Source organism: [Clostridium] saccharolyticum WM1 (assembly GCF_000144625.1).
Taxonomy (GTDB): Bacteria; Bacillota; Clostridia; order Lachnospirales; family Lachnospiraceae; genus Lacrimispora; species Lacrimispora saccharolytica.
In genome coordinates this window covers 3,213,157-3,233,036 of record NC_014376.1, presented here as the reverse complement: position 1 = coordinate 3,233,036, position 19,880 = coordinate 3,213,157, and the positions used below count along the sequence as shown (strand labels likewise).

The window sequence follows — 19,880 nt, the reverse complement described above, 5'->3', positions numbered from 1 at the left end:
TGCAATATGTAATGGAAAACGAATGAATAATAAAACTATGGTTCAGGAAATCGGAATAAAGAGGTGTACCCATAATCCTCTGCTCAAAACAGAAGATGTAACGCCATCCTGTGAGAACTTTGTGGTAAAGGGAATATTTAACTGCGGTGCAGCAAAATACAAGGATGAGTATGTCCTGTTATGCCGTGTGGCGGAAGCTGTGGAGAGCAAAGCGGAAGATGAGATCTGCTTCCCAATAGTAGAAGAAAAAGATCATGAAAGTTTTTTTAGAACCATTACCATTAAGAAATCGGAACATCCACAGCTGTGTTTTGATGATGCAAGGACCATTACCAAAGGAAGAGACGGAAACAGCAGCGTGGTATATTTAACCACATTGTCTCACCTGCGTCTGGCAAGATCAAAGGATGGGATACACTTTGCCCTGGATGACAAGCCGACAATTATGCCAAATGCAAATGAGGAAAGTTGGGGAATGGAGGATCCCAGGATCACCCAGATCGGGGAGGTATACTATATCAACTATACGGCCGTATCTCCCAATGGAGCGGCCACCGCACTCATTACCACAAAAGATTTTGAGAAATTTGAAAGAAAGGGAATCCTGTTTCTCCCTGAAAATAAAGACGTTGCCATTTTTCCGGAAAAGGTGGGAGAGGATTACTATGCATTCAATCGGCCGGTACCAAAGGGAATTGGAACGCCGGATATCTGGTTATCCAAATCACCGGATATGATTCATTGGGGAGGACACAAGCACTTTTATGGGGTTTCTGAGGAAGGTTGGGAAAATGGCAGGATCGGAGGAGGTGCACCTCCGGTCAAAACGGAAAAAGGCTGGCTTAAAATTTATCACGCGGCTGACCGGAACAACCGGTATTGTCTTGGGGCTTTTCTTCTGGACGGGAAGAATCCGGAAAAAATTCTGGCCAAATCACAGCAGCCTTTATTGGAGCCAGAGATGGATTATGAAGTGAATGGTTTCTTCGGTCAGGTAGTATTCACCTGCGGCTGCATCTATGAGGCTGGGAATTTGAAAATCTATTATGGCGCGGCAGATGACAGCATCTGCATGGCAGAAATCAGCCTGACGGATATTTACAGACATTTGGGCATCCGGTAATGTGCGGATCATGGAGAGGAGCTCTGTATGAGTTGGAAGGTGAAGTATAGGGAATGGATTACATATAAAGAGCTGGATAAATCGCTGAGAGAGGAGCTTTCTGTTTGTAAGGAACCGGAGCTTGAGGAGCGGTTTGCCTGGGATTTGGCCTTTGGCACCGGCGGACTCCGGGGAAAGCTTGGAGCCGGAACCAACCGGATGAATGTGTATACGGTTGCCAGAGCTGCCAGAGGCTTTGCAGCTTATCTGCTAAAGACGGCTGAGAATCCCTCCTGTGCCATCGCCTATGACAGCCGGAATATGAGTGAAACCTTTGCCCGGTTGACCGCCTGCGAGTTGGCAGAAAAAGGTGTAAAGGTATACCTCTATCAGAAGATTACACCGACACCCATGCTTTCCTATGGAGTGAGGTATTATGGATGCAGCGGTGGGATTGTTATCACCGCAAGCCATAATCCTGGAGTATATAATGGGTTTAAAGTCTATGGGCCGGATGGCGGCCAGCTAACCGTGGATGGTGCCGAAAAAGTGGCGGGTTACATAGAGAAGGAACCATATTTTATGGAAAACCAAAGCTGTTATTATGGCGGCTCCGGTTACAATGAACCCGATTATATGGACAGTGTCTTTGACTGCTATTTGAATAAAAAGAGGATTGAATTCATAGGCCAAGAGGCGGAGGATTCCTACCAGTGCGCTGTTAGAAAGGCTTGTACCGCCATGGAACCGGTGCCTCTTAAAGTTGTTTACAGCCCTCTCAACGGAACCGGTAATATCCCTGTCAGAACAGCTCTTAAAAAATATCCCAACATAGAAGTTCTCACGGTAAAAGAACAGGAATTGCCGGACGGCAACTTTCCTACCTGCCCGTATCCCAATCCGGAGATTGAGACAGCCATGGAACTTGCAGCCAAGGAGGCGGAAGAAGAACAGGCGGACTTTTTTCTGGCAACAGATCCGGACTGTGACAGAGTAGGCGTTGGAATCGTGACGGAAGACGGAAAAAAACGGTTATTTACAGGAAATGAAATCGGCGTCCTGCTGTTTGATTATATCTGCGGCTGGAGAACACGGCAGAGCCGGATGCCACTGCAGCCTGTAGCGGTGAAGACCATTGTCACCACACCCATGGCTGAAGACATTGCAAAGAATTATCAGGTGGAATTGAAAAATGTTCTTACAGGATTTAAATTCATCGGAGAGCAAATCGGATTTCTGGAAGAGAAGAAAGAGGAAGAACGTTTTATTTTTGGATTTGAGGAGAGCTGCGGATATCTGTCCGGGACTTATGTCCGGGACAAAGATGGCGTAAATGGGGCTGTCCTTGTATGTGAGATGGCGGCATTTCATAAGAGCCGGAAAAGAAATCTTCTTCAGGCACTGGAAGAGTTATATTCATTCTATGGACATTATGAGAACCGGATGTTATCCTATGAATGTGCAGGGGTCGGAGGAAGCAGAGTTATGGAAAAATTTATGGAAGATGTGAGAAAAAGCGGCCAGGTCTTTCCCGGAGCAATCATAAAGGACCGTACGGATTATCTCGTGGACCATACCGGACTTCCAAAGAGCAAGGTTGTTTCCCTGATCCTGGAGGATGGAAGCAGAATCATCATTCGTCCATCCGGCACAGAACCAAAGCTGAAGCTGTACCTTATGGTAAAGAGGCGGGGCAGGGAGGAAGCGGCACTGGTCATGAAGGAGCTTGTTTCCCAATGCGATCTCTGGGTGGAAACCTATAAAAACTGCGGTCACCCATCTTGCAGGGAGGAATTGGTATGAGACCAACGATGAAGGATATTGCTGATATACATGGGGTATCTATAAATGCAGTATCCCTTGCTCTTAACAACAAGCCGGGAGTCAGTGAGAAGATGAGGCTAAAGATTCTCCGTACGGCAGATGATTTGGGGTATCTGGATGATAAAGAGAAGTATTTAAGAACGTATGAAAAAACCAATCTGTGTGTTATGATGCAGGACCAGTATTCCAAGGATATGAACTTCTATGGGATCATTCTATATGCAGTTGTAGAGGAAGCGAAGCGTAACGGATACGATGTATCCATGAACTTTTTCAATGATAATCGGATGGAAATCCCCAAGATGATCTTGGAACGGAGGGGAAGCGGCATTATTATCATTGGTAAAATCAGTGACAGCAACATTGACGCATTGCAGAAATATAAGATTCCTATGGTATTAGCTGATCATGCGTCATTGGTTAAAAACATCGACAGTGTCCTGACGGATAATAAACTAGGTGGTTTCGTTGTGGTGAAATACCTTCTTCAAAAGGGATTTAAGAAGATTGGTTTCTTTGGAGAGCTGTCTTATTCCCTGAGTATTAAAGAGAGATTCTGGGGATATCAGGAGGCCCTGCGGACCCTGGGGCCTCCTGATATCAAAGATCATCTAACGGAATATACCCATAAGTATTCCATTTTCGATGGGATTGAAACCGCAGTTTTAAATAACTATAATAAACAGATTATTGAGCTGGTGAAAAAGAAAGAATGTTTACCGGAGGTTTTTGTATGCTCTAATGATAGGGCGGCATTGGCCCTCATAATGGCTCTACAGGCACTGGGATATACGATTCCGGAAGATATATCCATCGTTGGATTTGATAATATAGATATGTGTGAGAAAATAAGGCCGAAGCTGACGACTATTAATGTAAATAAAGAGATTATGGGAAAAAGGGTCGTCCAAAGGCTGATTTACCGGTTGAATCATATGGATGCCTTGTCGGAAAATACCGTCATAGGCGTGAACCTGGTAGAGCGTGAAACGGTAAAAGTGACAGATCTCCACCGATCTTGACTTCATTCAAAGTGTTTATTCTGTAAAATGGCTGAACAGATTAAAGAACATAGATTCCCGAATGTGTTAATGAGCCAATGTAATTTCAGGTAAAATCAAGAAAATAGGGGAAAGTAGGTTATGGATAAAAGGAACTTTTACAGCACGATCCTGTGAAAGCTCCTTTTATCTATAATAAGTTAAAACCTAATCTTCTTTTCCAACAGGGAAATCCCCTGATACAAAATCGCAGACACAATGCACAGGATCACGATGCTCATGACTACCAGGTCCATTTGGAATACCTGGCTGCCATAGATAATCAAATATCCAAGTCCCTTATTTGCCGCAAGAAATTCCCCAATAATAACGCCCACCAGGCATAGCCCGATATTGACCTTTGTATTGCTGATGATGAGAGGTACGGAACCGGGCAGCAAAACCTTAAAAAGCACATCCTTTTTCTTTCCCCCCAGGGAATAGATGAGCTTGATCATATCTGGATCTATTTGGGTAAATCCGGTATGAAGTGTCATAATGCATCCAAAAACGGCTACTGAAATGGAAGCCACAATAATAGTCTTAATGTTATTACCCAGCCATACAATTAAGATGGGGGCAAGGGCAGATTTTGGAAGGCTGTTTAGCATGACAAGGTAAGGCTCCAATACTTCCGAAACGCTGCGGCTGGACCATAAGAGGACAGCAATCAGCAGGCCGGAGATGGTGACCAGGGAAAAACTTATGAGGGTTTCCATTACAGTTACCCCGATGTGCATAAAAATACTTTTATCTATTACCATATTAAGAAAACAGGTTGTCACACGGGAAGGAGAGCTGAATATAAAGTCATTGATCATGCCCAGTCTTGCACACAGCTCCCATAAGGAAAGAAGAAGTACCAGCAGCATAAAGCGCCACGTCCGGACGTTGCGGCGGTGCAGCTTTTCCTTTTCAATAAATTCCTGTTGGGCTAAGGTGGGATGAGTCTCAATCATGGTTCTGCAGCTCCTTCCATACCTGGTTAAAGTAAACGGAAAACTCCGGCATGTTCCGGCGTGTCAGAGGTCGTATATCGTCTTTTCCAAAGGAAATAGGTATAATTGCTTTGATTCTGCCCGGCCGGCTTGTCAGTACGATGACCCTGTCTGCAACACTGATGGCTTCGGAAAGGTCATGGGTGATGAGAATCGCAGTTTTATGAGTACTTTTTATGATGGAACTGATGTCATCACAAACAGAAAGCCTGGTTTGATAGTCCAATGCGGAAAATGGTTCATCTAATAAAAGAAGGTCCGGTTCCAGGGCAAGGGTGCGGACCAGTGCGGCACGCTGCCGCATGCCTCCGGAAAGTTCAGACGGCTTCGCCTGCTCAAAGCTGCCTAGGCCGTAAGTATGGAGCATCTGATGCAGCTTTTCTCTGGAGCTTTTGTTTCGTTTTTTCTGAATTTCCAACCCCAGCTCGGCATTTCCCATAATGGTACGCCACTCAAAAAGATGATCCCGCTGCAGCATGTATCCGATATTGACGCCGGATTCCGCCTGAGAAACGCCGTCTATGCAGATTTCTCCTTCGTCAGGTGTCAGTAATCCGCTAAGAAGAGATAAAAGGGTTGATTTCCCGCAGCCGGATGGGCCGACAATCGCAAGGAATTCCCCGTTATCAGCAGTAAATGATATATTGGAAAGGGCCAGTGTCTCACCCTCAAGGGAATGATAGGAGTAACTGATCCCGCGAACTTCCAGTTTTGGCTTCATGGGTCCTCCTTATTTGACAGATTTGATCTGGTATAGTGTTATGATATGTACAAAAAAAAGGAGTGTGAAGAACCTTGCCTTCCATTCCTGGACATTGATTGTTCCATAGCGAGTGCTTTCCAAAGCCAGGCTCCAGTAACTGACACCATTCCCCTCATAACACAGACCCTGGCTAGGCCTGTCCGGCATGGATCAGATGCATCCGCTTTTTCATAGGAAGCAATGTTCCGCTTTTGTAGTGATATTCGTATCCTTCTATAATAGGCTGATTTTCAATCCGGCAGCAGGAAAAGTCAGCGAATATGGCAGAATATATGGCAGAAAAGCTGGAAAAATAAGAAAAACCCCTTGCAATGGAGAAAAAACGGTGTTATACTGTCTACGATAACATGACAGTTTGGCGATAAAGAGTGGGCGTAAGTCCACTTTTTCAATTTGTTCGGAAAGGTGGGAGAAGAATGGCAAAGAAAGAAGAGTATGAGGCAAAGACAGAAGGCTTTTTGCTGCCTCTTATGAAAGAGAATCATTTTGAACTGGTTGATGTTGAATACGTAAAAGAGGCGGGAAGCTGGTACCTGCGTGCTTATATAGATAAAGAAGGCGGAATTACGGTAGATGACTGTGAAACCATAAGCCGCAGGCTGGGAGACTGGCTGGATGAAAAGGATTTTATTGCGGACAGTTATATTCTGGAGGTCAGTTCTCCAGGACTTGGAAGACCGCTGAAAAAAGATAAGGATTTTAATAGAAGCATTGGAAAAGAAGTGGATATCAAGCTGTATAAGCCATTGAACAAACAAAAGGATTTTACAGGAACGCTTACATCCTATGACAGGGAAACTGTGACCATTACCCAGGAAGACGGAATAGAGCTTGTGTTGAACCGCCCGGAAATCGCATTGATCCGGCTGGCATTTGATTTCTAAACAGTAAGAGATATTAGGAGGATAAAAAAATGAATAAGGAACTGTTAGAAGCACTGAATATTCTGGAAAAGGAGAATAATATCAGCAAGGATACCCTGTTAGAGGCGATCGAAAATTCTCTCCTTACGGCGTGCAAGAACCACTTCGGGAAAGCGGATAATATCAAGGTCAGCATCAATCGTGAAACCTGTGATTTCAATGTATTTGCGGAAAAAGAAGTGGTGGAAACAGTTGAAGATCCCCTACTGCAGATCAGTCTTGCAGAGGCAAAGATGACAGATCCGAAGTACGACGTCGGTGATGTGATCCATTGTCCGATTGACTCCAAAAAGTTTGGAAGAATTGCAACACAGAATGCAAAAAACGTAATTTTGCAAAAGATCCGTGAGGAAGGCAGAAAATCTCTTTTTAATGACTGGTACTGCCAGGAAAGGGAAGTTGTCACAGGAATCGTACAGAGGTATTTGGGGAGAAATGTCAGCATTAATTTAGGCAAGGTAGATGCAATCCTTAACGAAACAGAGATGGTAAAAGGTGAGGTATTTAAGGCCACTGAGAGGATCAAGGTTTTCGTTCTGGAAGTAAAGGATACTCCCAAAGGACCGAGAATTTCCGTATCCAGAACTCATCCGGATCTTGTTAAGCGCCTGTTTGAATCCGAGGTTGCTGAGGTAAAGGACGGAACCGTAGAAATCAAGGCCATCGCAAGAGAAGCAGGATCCAGAACAAAGATTGCGGTGAAATCCAATGATGCCAACGTGGATCCTGTAGGTGCATGCGTTGGTTTAAACGGAGCAAGAGTCAATTCCATCGTGAATGAGCTGAGAGGAGAAAAAATTGATATTATCAACTGGGATGATAACCCGGCCTATCTGATAGAAAATGCATTAAGCCCTGCAAAGGTCATCTGTGTTGTTGCAGATGAGGTGTCAAAGGAAGCACAGGTCATTGTTCCTGATTACCAGTTATCACTGGCCATAGGAAAGGAAGGACAGAATGCAAGGCTGGCAGCCCGTCTTACAGGATATAAGATCGATATTAAGAGTGAGACCCAGGCAAGGGAGCTTGGATTATTTGAAGAGCTGGGGCTTGATTATCAGGATTCAGGTGCCGGATATGAAGGTTACGGAAATGAATTCCAGGAGAATGGAAGCAGCGAAACGCAGTACTACCAGGAAGATTATCAGGACGACTACCAGGAAGAAGACTTGGCTGGTGACTATCAGGAATAATAAACAGGAAGTGATGGAAACGTGAGTACAAAGAAAATACCGCTCAGACAGTGTATCGGCTGTGGTGAGATGAAAAATAAAAAAGAGATGATTCGTATTCTGAAGACTTCAGAGGATGAGATCCTACTTGATGCGACCGGACGGAAAAACGGGCGTGGTGCTTATCTCTGCCCTTCTATAGAGTGTTTTAAGAAGGCAGTAAAAAGCAAGGGGCTTGAACGCTCCTTCAAGATGTCGATTCCAAAAGAAGTGTACGAGGCGTTGGAAAAGGAGATGGAGCAGTTTGGATGACAGACAAAAGATCCTTAATCTGATAGGTCTGGCCACAAAAGCAGGAAAGACTGCAAGCGGAGAATACATGACGGAAAAGTCCGTAAAAGCCGGGAAAGCATCGCTGGTAATTGTTTCTGAGCAAGCCTCAGATAATACCAAGAAGATGTTTGCCAATATGTGTACTTACTATGAAGTTCCAATTTATTTTTTCGGGGAAAAGGATGAACTGGGCCACGCTATGGGCAAGGAGATGAGGGCATCCCTTGCGATTGTGGATCATGGGTTTGCAAAGGCAGTCGTGAAACTGATGAATACAAAGGTCGGTAGTGAGTGTGAAAAGGACCTTTCACATCTACCGGTATGTGCTGCAGAGCGCGCACAGAATGGAGGAAAGCATGAGAGTATATGATCTGGCAAAAGAACTGGGAAAAGACAGTAGTAAGGAAATACTGGATATCTTGGAAAAGCATAATATAAATTTAAAAAGTTCTTCCAACATTTCGGATGAACAGGCGGCAATCGTGAAAAAAGAGGTGGGAGGCCACAGCCGGGGAACATCACCGGTACATTCTGATGCACCGGATGGGGATGAGTCCGAGGCACCCAAGAAAAAGATTGCAGCGGTATTCAGACCGCAGAACGCCCAGATGAAGCCTCAGGGGCAGCATTCCCAGCAGCAGAAGGGAAGAGACGGAAGACCTCCCCAGGCTTCCGGACCAAACGGAGGGTCAAGAGATCAGATGACGAGAAACCGGCAGGTGACAGAGCAGTCCTTATCAGGAAATGCTGAGATGACAAGAGAGATGAATACAAACAGCGGGGAAGGCGGAAGACCTCAGGGAGGCTATCAGGGAAACCGTGATAACCGTGGAAACAGACCTCAGGGAGGCTACCAGGGAAACCGTGACAACCGTGACGGAAGACCCCAGGGCCAGGGAGGTTATCAGGGAAACCGTGACGGAAGACCCCAGGGCCAGGGAGGTTATCAGGGAAACCGTGACGGAAGACCCCAGGGCCAGGGAGGTTATCAGGGAAACCGTGACGGAAGACCCCAGGGCCAGGGAGGCTACCAGGGAAACCGCGACGGAAGGCCCCAGGGCCAGGGAGGCTACCAGGGAAACCGTGACGGAAGACCCCAGGGCCAGGGAGGCTACCAGGGAAACCGTGACGGAAGACCCCAGGGCCAGGGAGGCTACCAGGGAAACCGTGACGGAAGACCCCAGGGCCAGGGAGGCTACCAGGGAAACCGTGACGGAAGGCCCCAGGGTCAGGGAGGTTACCAGGGAAACCGTGACGGAAGGCCCCAGGGTCAGGGAGGCTACCAGGGAAACCGTGACGGAAGACCCCAGGGCCAGGGAGGTTATCAGGGAAACCGTGACGGAAGACCCCAGGGCCAGGGAGGCTACCAGGGAAACCGTGACGGAAGACCCCAGGGCCAGGGAGGCTACCAGGGAAATCGTGACGGAAGGCCCCAGGGAGGCTATCAGGGCAACCGTGATGGACGTGACGGTGACAGCCGCGGTGCAAGACCGCAGGGACCACGTACAGGCAGAGATTCCGGTCAGAAGACAGGTTCCTTTGATACCCCCATCCAGGCAAAGCCTACCAGCAACCGAGCCACAAAGAATGCTTATAAAAATGACAGATTTGATAAGAGAGATAAAGATGACGAGGCCAAAAAAAGGGCACAGGTCAAGGGTGGAAAGCCGTTAAAGGTACCGGTGCAGCCTCCGGTGCATACAGAGCCTAAGGTAGAAGAGATAAAAACCATCACTCTTCCTGATATTCTGACCATTAAGGAACTGGCTGAAAAGATGAAGCTACAGCCGTCCGCCATCGTAAAGAAGCTGTTTTTACAAGGGAAAATCGTTACCCTGAATACGGAAATTGACTTTGACCAGGCGGAAGAGATCGCCATGGGATATGATGTCCTTTGTGAGAAGGAAATCAAAGTAGATGTTATTGAAGAACTGTTAAAAGAGGCAGAGGAGAACGTGGAGGATATGGTTTCCAGACCTCCGGTAGTATGTGTTATGGGTCATGTTGACCATGGTAAAACCTCACTTCTTGATGCAATCCGTCAGACCAATGTAACCTCCAGAGAGGCAGGCGGAATCACGCAGCATATTGGTGCCTACACCGTTGAGGTAAACGGAGAGAAAATCACATTTTTGGATACTCCAGGACACGAGGCATTTACTGCCATGCGTATGAGAGGCGCACAGTCTACCGATATCGCGATTCTTGTAGTAGCCGCCGATGACGGCGTGATGCCTCAGACCGTTGAGGCGATTAACCATGCCAAGGCAGCCGAGGTGGAGATCATTGTAGCGATCAATAAGATCGATAAGCCAAGCGCCAACATTGACAGGGTAAAGCAGGAATTATCTGAATATGAGCTGATTCCTGAAGACTGGGGCGGTAGCACTGTCTTTGTTCCGGTATCCGCACATACAAAAGAAGGAATTAAAGAGCTTCTGGAAATGATTCTTCTTACTGCAGAAGTAAAAGAATTAAAGGCAAATCCGGACCGCCGGGCAAGAGGTCTGATCATCGAGGCTGAGCTTGATAAGGGCAAGGGACCGGTTGCTACCGTTCTGGTACAGAAGGGAACTCTTCACGTAGGTGATACGGTTGCAGCAGGCTCCTGCTACGGAAAAGTCCGTGCTATGATGGATGACAAGGGCCGCAGGGTAAAAGAGGCTGGTCCATCCACACCGGTTGAGATTTTAGGACTTAACGATGTTCCGAATGCAGGCGAAGTTTTAGTTGGAACCGAGCATGAGAAAGAAGCAAGAAGCTTTGCTGAGACATTTATTTCCGAAGGAAAGAATAAATTACTGGAAGATACAAAAGCTAAGTTATCACTGGATGATTTATTCAGTCAGATTAAGGCCGGCAACATCAAGGAACTTCCAATTATCGTGAAAGCAGATGTGCAGGGTTCCGTGGAAGCGGTAAAACAGAGTCTTGTAAAGCTGTCCAATGAAGAGGTTATGGTAAAGGTAATCCACGGAGGCGTGGGCGCCATCAATGAATCCGACGTATCCCTGGCTTCCGCGTCTAATGCCATTATCATTGGCTTTAACGTAAGGCCTGATGTGACCGCAAAATCCATAGCGGACCGGGAAAAGGTGGATATGAGGCTTTACAAGGTAATCTACCAGGCCATTGAGGATGTGGAAGCGGCCATGAAGGGCATGCTTGATCCTGTATTTGAAGAGAAGATCATCGGCCACGCAATTGTGCGCCAGACCTTTAAAGCTTCCGGTGTGGGTACCATAGCCGGTTCCTACGTAATGGATGGCAAGTTCCAGAGAGGCTGCAGCGTACGCATTACTCGTGCCGGTGAAAAGATCTATGAAGGCCCTCTGGCTTCCTTAAAGAGATTCAAGGATGATGTGAAGGAAGTTGCAACAGGCTATGAATGCGGTCTTGTATTTGAGAAGTTTAATGATATCCAGGAAGATGATATGATCGAAGCATATGCTATGGTGGAGGTTCCGCGCTAGGAACCTGCCTCCGGCATTTTAAGAAGATGAGCCCGTCAATGCGGGCTGGTCTTTTTGAAACAGCGGACAAAAAGCGAAAGGAATGACATGCGTAAAAACAGTATAAAGAATACAAGAATCAATATGGAAGTCCAGAGGGAGTTAAGCGATATCATTCGTCTGGAAATTAAAGACCCAAGAATCCATCCCATGACCACCGTGGTCTCCGCTCAGGTTACCCCGGATTTAAAATACTGCAAGGCATTTATCAGTATTCTGGGAGATGAGGAAGCCGGAAAGGCTACCATTGAAGGATTAAAAAGTGCAGAAGGTTATATCCGCCGTGAACTGGCCAGGAGAGTAAACCTTCGCAACACGCCGGAAATCAAATTTATTCTGGATCAGTCCATTGAGTATGGAGTAAATATGTCCAGATTGATCGACGAGGTAACAAAAGATATCAGAGAATAGGGAGGTGCCCTGTGAGTTTTTTTGACGAAATGCTGGAAGATGTAAAAACAGTAGCAATCATTGGCCATGTCCGCCCGGACGGGGACTGCGTTGGTTCCTGTCTGGCGGCATACAACTACCTGGAAGAGCATCACCCGGAAGTGGAAGCTGTGGTTTATCTTGAGACTCCCCCTGCTAAATTCAACTATCTCAGAAATTTTGACCGCATTGTCAGCGATTTTTCAGAGAATAAGGAATATGACCTCTGCCTTTGCCTTGACAGCAGCGATACCCTTCGGTTCGGAGAGGCATTAAAGTTCTTAACTACCGCAAAAAAGAGCCTCTGCGTGGATCATCACGTTACTAATCTAAGATATGCGATAAAAAATATTGTACAGGATGATGCCAGTTCCACCTGTGAGGTACTATACGGCCTGCTTGATGAAAGCAGAATCAGCCGGGAAGTGGCGGAATGCATTTATACCGGTATCATCCACGATACCGGGGTGTTTAAATATGACTGTACCTCAAGAAAAACCATGGAGATCGCAGGAAGGCTGATGGAAAAGGGAATTGATTTTCCAAAGATCATCGACGACAGCTTTTACCGGAAGACCTATATTCAGAACCAGATCCTGGGCAGAGCGTTACTGGAGAGCATAACCTTTCATAACGGCCAGTGTATTTTCAGTGCCGTAAGCAAAAAGGATATGGATTTTTACGGAGTAACCGGTGCAGATATGGATGGAGTCATTGATCATCTCCGGATCACAGAGGGAGTGGTATGTGCCATATTCATGTATGAAACCTCCTGCAGGGAGTACAAAGTGAGCCTGCGTTCCACCACGGATCTTGATGTGAGCAAAATCGCCGTTTATTTCGGCGGAGGCGGTCATAAAAAGGCAGCCGGCTGCACCATGACAGGAAGTGTTCATGACGTAATCAATAATCTGTCAAATCAGATTGTAAAACAGCTTAACTAGGAGATACGGGCAATGGCAGACGGCATCATTAATGTATACAAGGAACAAGGATTTACCTCTCATGACGTCGTGGCGAAAATGAGAGGTATTTTAAAGCAGAAAAAAATCGGCCATACAGGAACCCTGGATCCAATGGCAGAGGGAGTACTTCCCGTATGCCTGGGAAAGGCGACCAGGCTTTGTGATATGTTGACGGATAAGACAAAAACCTATGAGGCAGTCATGCTTTTAGGCAGAGAAACCGATACTCAGGATACCACGGGAACGGTACTGGCAGAATATCCGGTTCTGGTAGACGATTCCATGGCAGAGGAAGCGGTTCTCAGTTTTCTTGGTCATTACGATCAGATACCGCCTATGTACTCGGCTTTAAAGGTGGATGGAAAAAAGCTTTATGAGCTGGCAAGAGCCGGGAAAGAAGTGGAGCGGAAGGCCAGGCCTGTGGAGATTCTGGACATTCATGTGGACCGGATGGAACTTCCGCGGGTTACCATGACAGTGACTTGCTCCAAAGGAACCTATATCCGGACTCTTTGTTATGATATTGGCAGAAAGCTCGGCTGCGGAGGGTGCATGGAATCCCTTCTCCGCACTCAGGTTTCCGGATTTTACCTTAAGGACAGCCTGACCCTTTCCCGGATCCAGGAGCTTCGGGATGAAGGGACGTTGGAGAATCACATCCTTGCAGTGGACAAGGTGTTTTCAGAATATCCGGCCTTCCGGATGAAGCCGGATTTTGATAAGCTGGTACACAATGGAAATCCCTTTTACAGATCCCAGGCAGAGGGGGATTCCCGTTTGCCGGACGGTCCTGTTAGGGTATATGACAGTAAAGGCCAGTTTATCGGAGTTTACGGTCCTGACAGGGAGAAAAATCTTCTTAAGCCACAAAAGGTATTTTTGGGAGGGACGACTTAAGGCATAAACCCCTTCCAGGGATACCGGATGCCCTGAGAAGCTGGGCAGGAAAGAGGAAACGAAGCATGGAATATATAACCGGAACCAGGGAATTTCAGATCCATAAGCCTGCAATCGTGACCCTGGGAAAATTCGACGGACGCCACAGAGGCCACCAGAAGCTATTGAAGAAGATGAGAGAGATAAAGGATGAAAAGGGATATCAGACGGCGGTTCTCACCTTTGACATGTCTCCCAATGCTCTCATGAAGGGAGGCCCCCAAAAGACCATTACTACCAATCTGGAGAGAAAAAACAATCTGGAAAAGATCGGTATTGATTATTTGATAGAGTATCCTTTTACAGAGGAAACCGCCCATATGGAGCCGGAAGAATTCGTAAGACAGGTTCTGGCCGGCCAGATGAATGCCAGGGTCATTGTCGTAGGCACGGATTGCTCCTTCGGCTATCAGGGAGCGGGAAATGCTGACAGCCTTTCCCGGTGGAAAAACCGGTACGGATATGAGCTGATCGTTATTCCTAAGGAGCAGGACGACCACCGGGATATCAGCAGTACTTACATCAGAGAGCAATTGGATGCCGGAAATATGGAAAAGGCCAATGAGCTTTTGGGGGAACCCTATGCGATCCATGGGACCGTTGTCCATGGAAACCACATTGGAGGGACCATCCTTGGATTTCCCACGGCCAATATCTTACCTCCGCCGGAGAAGCACCTTCCCGTATTCGGCGTGTATGTGTCCAAGGTATATGTGGACGGTACTTATTATGGAGGCATTACCAACATCGGAAGAAAGCCTACGGTGGAGGGAATTTCACCTGTTGGGGCAGAAACCTATATTTATGGTATAAACGAGGATATTTATGGAAAGACTATAGAAGTACAGCTTTTGCATTTCGTCCGTCCGGAACGGAAATTTGAAGGGCTGGAGCAATTAAAGGCACAGATTGGAAAGGACCGGGAATACGGGATGCGGTATTTAAAGGCCCTTTCAGATCAGCAGATCACTCATTTGTAAGGGAAAGGGATAAACGCCCCTGACTTACAATCAAAAACTTGCGAAGGAAAGTGCATATGACTGACAAAGCATGGAAGGTACTGGGCTTTGCTATTACATGCGGTTGTGCCGTATGGATAGGAACAGCAGATGTACAGGCCGCAAAATCAGAGCCTTCCCTTAAGACCGGTTCGCCAGTAGCTGGAATTTCGGTCTATATGGATCAGTATCAGGAATCCATGAAACGGGAGGGGTCAAAAGAGACGGCTGGTCTTACGCAGGAAAAAATGAGGTATGGAACCTTCAACTTAATCTTCCAGAATCTTGGGGTGAGTGTGGCGGAAGATTCCTTAAACATCAGGAAAGAACCAAAGAATGATGCGGAAATCGTAGGGAAATTAAAAAACCATGCCGGCAGCACTGTGCTGTCAGAAGAAAATGGCTGGTATAAAATAAAGTCAGGGCAGGTAACCGGGTATGTATATGGAAAATACCTGGCCACCGGACAGGAAGCCAGAGCAATTGCCTATTATGATATGAGGCTGTTGCTACGGGTAAATACCGAGACCCTTCGGGTCCGCAGCAAACCGAATACGGATTCTGAAGTACTGGGCAGGGTTCATGAAGGAGAAACGTATCCTTTTATTTCCCACTGTGAGGGATGGGCAAAGATTCTATATAAGGGTCAGACAGCCTATGCTTATGTACCGGAAAATGCCACGGTCGCATACACCATACCTGAAGCGGAAAAAAGCAGTGATCTTCGAAGCCAGGTGGTCAATTATGCGGTCGGGTTTGTGGGAAACCCATACCAGTGGGGCGGCACCAATCCAAACACAGGGGCGGACTGCTCCGGTTTCATCCAGTATGTGATGGAACATGCCGCAGGAGTTCATTTAGACCGGACCTCCAGGCAGCAGGCCGAAGAGGGGGAGACCATTCCAGCTTCCAGCATGGAGCCGGGGGATCTGCTGTTCTATGCAAGCGGGAGGCAGATTGACCATGTGGCCATGTATATTGGAAAAGGAAAAATCGTTCATGCGGCAAACCGGCGAAGCGGGATTAAAATTTCCTCCTGGAATTACAGGAAGCCGGTCACCATCCGACGGGTGATTCCGTGACAATGACAGGCAAAAATAAAGGTTGCAGACAGGCGGCCCTTCTAAGGGGCGTCATTCTGCAACCTTTATTTTTAATTTTTCTTTTTTCCAAGATAAGCTGCTTTTACCGACTCATCGGCCAGCAGCATTTTCCCTGATCCTGTCATGGTGATCCTGCCTGTTTCCAGTACATAGCCCATATCGGCCGTGTGAAGAGCCATATTGGCATTCTGTTCAATCAGGAGTACGGTCACCCCTTTTTTGTTGATCTCCCGGATAATGGAGAAAATATCCTTTACGATCAGCGGAGCAAGCCCTAAGGATGGTTCATCCATCATGAGGATCTTTGGGTGGCTCATAAGGGCTCTGGCAACTGCCAGCATCTGCTGTTCTCCTCCTGAAAGAGTGCCGGAAAGCTGCCAGCTCCTTTCTTTCAGCCGGGGAAACAAATCATAGACCCAGTTGATATCCTCCCTGATATCGTCATTTCGCAAATAAGCCCCGATCTTAATATTTTCAATCACGGTCATATCCGGAAACACATGACGGCCTTCCGGAACAAGGGCAATGCCCTTGGATATGATATCCGGCGTATCCTTGCCGATCAGTTCTTCTCCATCCAGGGTGATGCTGCTTCCTGCCGATGGCTTCACCAGTCCCACGATGGACTTTAAGGTTGTGCTTTTTCCGGCTCCATTGGCCCCGATCAGGGTTACAATGCTTTTATCCGGTACTTCAAAGGAAATTCCCTTAACGGCTTCAATTCCGCCGTAATTCACCCGCAGATTATCAATCTTCAGCATCGTCGCTCACCCCCAGATATGCTTTGATTACCCGTTCATTGTTCTGGATCTCCTCCGGTGTTCCCTGGGCAATCAGTTTGCCGAAATCAAGGACATAGATGCGGTCAGAAATCTGCATGACTAAATCCATATGGTGCTCGATCATGAAAACGGTAAGATGATAGGAATCCCGGATCTGCTTGATAAAATCCGTTAAGTCCTGGGTCTCCTGGGGATTCATGCCTGCGGCCGGCTCGTCAAGGAGCAGGAACTTAGGCTCTGTTGCAAGGGCTCTTGCAATTTCCAGACGCCTTTGAAGACCATAAGGAAGAGAAGAGGCTATTTCGTCCTTTAGGTGAAGCAGGTTCTGTTCTGCTAAAAGGGCGGTGGTCTCTGCCCGCATCCGATCCTCCTCCTTACGGTTTAGGCGGAGGGTAGCGGAAAATACATTCTGCTTTGCCCGCATATGTTTTGCGATGAGAACATTATCAAATACGGTCAGCTGTCCGAAAAGGCGGATGTTCTGGAAGGTGCGGGCAATTCCCTTTTTCGTGATCCTGTCCGGCGTACTGCTGATGACCGGAACAGGTCTTGGAGTAACTTCTCCCAGATACATTTTCTTCATTTTTCCCTTTGGTGTATTGGAAAGAATGGTTTCTCCCATAAAATCCACCTGCCCAAAGGTAGGTTCATAAATACCGGTAACACAGTTGAATGCAGTTGTCTTTCCTGCACCGTTGGGGCCGATCAAGGCCACGATCTCACCCTGGTTTACGTCAAGGGTCAGACCGTTTACAGCCACAACGCCGCCGAACTGCATAGTGATGTCCTGCATGTGAAGCACATTGACGGACGTTTCTTCTGCTTTTGACATTATGCGTTTTCTCCCTTCTGTGCTTTGCCTTTTTTCTTCCACTTGGACGGGATACGCCGGATCAGCCGTCCCAGCCCTTCCCAGGAAAATTCGTTGCTGCCCATAATCCCCCGGCGGTAGAAGAGAACCACCGCCATCAGCAATATAGAAAAGATGACCATACGGAAACCGGTGCGGAACAAAGGAACTTCAAATCCGCCGATGACCAGAGGATTATCAAAGAATCGAAGCCATTCCCTTCCTGCGGTGACCAGGAAGGCGCCGATGACGCTTCCCGTAATGCTTCCGATTCCTCCAAGGACAACGATCAGAAGGATATCATAGGTCAGATTGATGGAAAAGGTCTTTGAATCAATGGAACGCATGAAGATAGCCAAAAGTCCTCCGCCTACGCCTGTGAAAAAAGAGGAGATGACAAAGGCCAGTTCCTTGTAGCGGAATAAGTTCAATCCCATGGCCTGGGCGGCCACTTCATCCTCCCGGAGAGCCTTAAACGCCCGCCCGTAAGAGGAATTAATAAGAAGGATCATTAACAGGATGCATAGGGCGCAAAGTCCAAAGGCAACAAACAGGTTGGGAAAACCAGGGATACTTTTTAGTCCGTAAGAGCCGTTGGTAATGGTGTCTAACTGGGGAGCAGCGATAACCGCCCGGATGATTTCTGAAAAGCCCAGGGTCGCAATGGCCAGATAATCGCTTTTTAACCGGAGAACCGGGATGCCGATAAGGGCCGCCATGGCTGCCGCAAGAAGCCCTGCAAGAATAAGTGCCAGCCAGTAGGGACAGTGGAGGTTTGCAATGGCAGGAGCAATGCCGCCTACGTAGTAAACGCTGGCCCGGCTGTCAACAGGAATGGTAAGGATGGCCACTGTATAGGCTCCGATTGCCATAAAACCGGCCTGGCCTAAGGAGAACAAGCCTGTGAAACCCGTAAGTAAGTTCATGGAAACTGCAACCACTGCATAGATGGCGCTTCGTTCCAGGATGGAGATCTGATAGCTGTAAAGGGAGCTGTTAGCCTGTAAAAAAGCCAGCAGGCCGATGATGACCAGGAGAGCGATCAGGGTATAAAGTTTGTTTTTGGAAACTGCATTTTTCTTCATAAGGGGCACCTCACACTTTATCGGTCGTCTTCTCGCCGAACAGTCCCGTAGGCTTGATCAGGAGAATGATGATTAACAGAACAAAGGTAAATGCGTCGCTGAAGGTGGAATATCCCATGGCAACCAGGGCGGTTTCCCCAAGGCCAAGGATAAATCCTCCGATCACGGCACCTGGAATGCTGCCAATGCCGCCGAATACTGCAGCCACAAAGCATTTTAAACCAGGCAGGGAGCCGGAGAATGGGAAAACAGTCATACGGTCCGTAAAATACAGCACAGAGCCAATGGCAGCTAACAGAGAGCCAATGGCAAAGGTAAAGGTGATGATACGGTTGATTTTGATTCCCATCAGGGATGCGGTATCATAATCTTTTGCCACCGCACGCATGGCCATGCCTATTTTTGTCTTATTGATCAGAATGATGAGCCCGTATACAATGACAAGAGTCAAAACCGGCGTTAAAAAGGTGACAAAGGATGCAGAAAGGCCGCCGATCTGATAGATTTTCTTCAGGAATGGAATTTCCGGATATCCTTTCGGCAAAGCGGTAAATAAATAGGTAGCCAGATTCTGCAAAAGGTAGGAGACGCCGATCGCAGAAATCATGACCGACATTCTGGGAGCGGAGCGTAAAGGGCGGTAAGCCACCCGTTCAATGGATACGCCTAATACTACGGTGACCAGCAAAACCATTGGAATGGAAATGTACCATGGAAAACTTGCCATGGCAAATATCATAAAGTAACCGGCCATCATAAATATGTCGCCGTGGGCGAAGTTGATAAGCCGCAGGATCCCGTAAACCAGGGTATAACCAATGGCAATTAACGCATAAGCGCCGCCCAGGGAAATACCGGTCAGGCACTGCTGTAGAAAGGTTGTAAGACTCATGTGGCAAGATGCCTCCTATCTGTTGAGTATGTAATTGTAAATTAAATTTTGTTGCGGTCCAGCTTACAAACCAGGAAAAACACGGGGACAGGTTCTTCTTAGCCGACACGGTATTCGCCGGGTATAAATGCAGACATATTCTTTGGATTCATGACTTGTGCAAATGGAACGAG

Annotated in this window: 18 protein-coding genes and 1 pseudogene; 13 read left to right on the top strand and 6 right to left on the bottom strand. The window is 47.2% G+C overall.

The annotated features are described in order from the left end of the window. The first annotated feature begins 22 nt into the window (after window positions 1–22). Genes CLOSA_RS14985 through CLOSA_RS14975 form a run of 3 tightly spaced genes read left to right on the top strand, consistent with a single transcriptional unit; the run spans window position 23 to window position 3,948 of the window. Window positions 23–1,123, top strand: coding sequence for a glycoside hydrolase family 130 protein (locus tag CLOSA_RS14985; protein ID WP_013273609.1), 1,101 nt, complete (start codon window positions 23–25; stop codon window positions 1,121–1,123). A gap of 27 nt (window positions 1,124–1,150) precedes the next feature. Continuing rightward, the gene (locus CLOSA_RS14980) at window positions 1,151–2,905 is read left to right on the top strand and encodes a phospho-sugar mutase (RefSeq protein WP_013273608.1); all 1,755 of its coding nucleotides are present in this window, start codon (window positions 1,151–1,153) and stop codon (window positions 2,903–2,905) included. After that, on the top strand, window positions 2,902–3,948 hold the full coding sequence (locus CLOSA_RS14975) for a LacI family DNA-binding transcriptional regulator (protein WP_013273607.1): 1,047 nt from the start codon (window positions 2,902–2,904) through the stop codon (window positions 3,946–3,948). Before CLOSA_RS14980 ends, CLOSA_RS14975 begins: the two co-directional genes overlap by 4 nt. 179 nt (window positions 3,949–4,127) lie before the next feature. Here CLOSA_RS14975 and CLOSA_RS14970 read toward each other — a convergent pair whose 3' ends face one another. Both CLOSA_RS14970 and CLOSA_RS14965 read right to left on the bottom strand, forming a co-directional pair. Beyond that, the gene (locus CLOSA_RS14970) at window positions 4,128–4,925 is read right to left on the bottom strand and encodes an ABC transporter permease (RefSeq protein ID WP_013273606.1); all 798 of its coding nucleotides are present in this window, start codon (window positions 4,923–4,925) and stop codon (window positions 4,128–4,130) included. Further along, window positions 4,918–5,685 carry an ABC transporter ATP-binding protein gene (locus CLOSA_RS14965; RefSeq protein WP_013273605.1) on the bottom strand — a complete coding sequence of 256 codons (768 nt, stop codon included), beginning with the start codon at window positions 5,683–5,685 and terminating at the stop codon, window positions 4,918–4,920. Before CLOSA_RS14965 ends, CLOSA_RS14970 begins: the two co-directional genes overlap by 8 nt. A 458-nt stretch (window positions 5,686–6,143) precedes the next feature. Here CLOSA_RS14965 and rimP point away from each other — a divergent pair, with 458 nt between their 5' ends. The 10 genes and pseudogenes from rimP to CLOSA_RS14915 all read left to right on the top strand — a co-directional run bounded on the left by rimP (window position 6,144) and on the right by CLOSA_RS14915 (window position 16,077). Beyond that, on the top strand, window positions 6,144–6,611 hold the full coding sequence (gene rimP / locus CLOSA_RS14960; protein WP_013273604.1) for a ribosome maturation factor RimP: 468 nt from the start codon (window positions 6,144–6,146) through the stop codon (window positions 6,609–6,611). Window positions 6,612–6,640: 29 nt separating this feature from the next. Continuing rightward, the gene (gene nusA, locus CLOSA_RS14955) at window positions 6,641–7,843 is read left to right on the top strand and encodes a transcription termination factor NusA (protein ID WP_013273603.1); all 1,203 of its coding nucleotides are present in this window, start codon (window positions 6,641–6,643) and stop codon (window positions 7,841–7,843) included. Window positions 7,844–7,864: 21 nt separating this feature from the next. Further along, a complete protein-coding gene (gene rnpM / locus CLOSA_RS14950) occupies window positions 7,865–8,134 on the top strand; it encodes an RNase P modulator RnpM (protein ID WP_013273602.1) in 270 nt (89 codons plus the stop codon). Next, a pseudogene (locus tag CLOSA_RS14945) lies at window positions 8,127–8,453 on the top strand (L7Ae/L30e/S12e/Gadd45 family ribosomal protein); the annotation flags it as partial. The gene rnpM and the pseudogene CLOSA_RS14945, both read left to right, overlap by 8 nt. Window positions 8,454–8,511: 58 nt before the next feature. Continuing rightward, on the top strand, window positions 8,512–11,628 hold the full coding sequence (gene infB, locus CLOSA_RS22230) for a translation initiation factor IF-2 (protein WP_013273600.1): 3,117 nt from the start codon (window positions 8,512–8,514) through the stop codon (window positions 11,626–11,628). An 87-nt stretch (window positions 11,629–11,715) separates the two neighbouring features. Further along, window positions 11,716–12,078, top strand: coding sequence for a 30S ribosome-binding factor RbfA (gene rbfA, locus CLOSA_RS14935; RefSeq protein WP_013273599.1), 363 nt, complete (start codon window positions 11,716–11,718; stop codon window positions 12,076–12,078). An 11-nt stretch (window positions 12,079–12,089) separates the two neighbouring features. Next, a complete protein-coding gene (locus CLOSA_RS14930) occupies window positions 12,090–13,040 on the top strand; it encodes a DHH family phosphoesterase (protein ID WP_013273598.1) in 951 nt (316 codons plus the stop codon). 12 nt (window positions 13,041–13,052) lie between these two features. Beyond that, entirely contained in the window at window positions 13,053–13,958 is a 906-nt protein-coding gene (truB, locus tag CLOSA_RS14925; RefSeq protein WP_013273597.1) for a tRNA pseudouridine(55) synthase TruB, read from the top strand. 65 nt (window positions 13,959–14,023) lie between these two features. Further along, window positions 14,024–14,977, top strand: coding sequence for a riboflavin biosynthesis protein RibF (gene ribF / locus CLOSA_RS14920; protein ID WP_013273596.1), 954 nt, complete (start codon window positions 14,024–14,026; stop codon window positions 14,975–14,977). Window positions 14,978–15,033: 56 nt separating this feature from the next. Continuing rightward, the gene (locus CLOSA_RS14915) at window positions 15,034–16,077 is read left to right on the top strand and encodes a C40 family peptidase (RefSeq protein WP_013273595.1); all 1,044 of its coding nucleotides are present in this window, start codon (window positions 15,034–15,036) and stop codon (window positions 16,075–16,077) included. A 71-nt stretch (window positions 16,078–16,148) separates the two neighbouring features. Here the strand turns inward: CLOSA_RS14915 and CLOSA_RS14910 are convergent, their stop codons facing one another. From CLOSA_RS14910 to CLOSA_RS14895, 4 genes are read right to left on the bottom strand one after another with little or no spacing between them, the layout of a single operon-like run. After that, window positions 16,149–16,859, bottom strand: a complete 711-nt coding sequence (locus CLOSA_RS14910; RefSeq protein WP_013273594.1) for an ABC transporter ATP-binding protein — start codon at window positions 16,857–16,859, stop codon at window positions 16,149–16,151. Continuing rightward, window positions 16,846–17,712, bottom strand: a complete 867-nt coding sequence (locus CLOSA_RS14905; RefSeq protein WP_013273593.1) for an ABC transporter ATP-binding protein — start codon at window positions 17,710–17,712, stop codon at window positions 16,846–16,848. The genes CLOSA_RS14910 and CLOSA_RS14905 overlap by 14 nt, the downstream gene beginning before the upstream one ends. After that, window positions 17,712–18,815, bottom strand: coding sequence for a branched-chain amino acid ABC transporter permease (locus CLOSA_RS14900; RefSeq protein ID WP_013273592.1), 1,104 nt, complete (start codon window positions 18,813–18,815; stop codon window positions 17,712–17,714). Before CLOSA_RS14900 ends, CLOSA_RS14905 begins: the two co-directional genes overlap by 1 nt. Before the next feature lie 10 nt (window positions 18,816–18,825). Further along, a complete protein-coding gene (locus tag CLOSA_RS14895; protein ID WP_013273591.1) occupies window positions 18,826–19,707 on the bottom strand; it encodes a branched-chain amino acid ABC transporter permease in 882 nt (293 codons plus the stop codon). Window positions 19,708–19,880 lie beyond the last annotated feature (173 nt).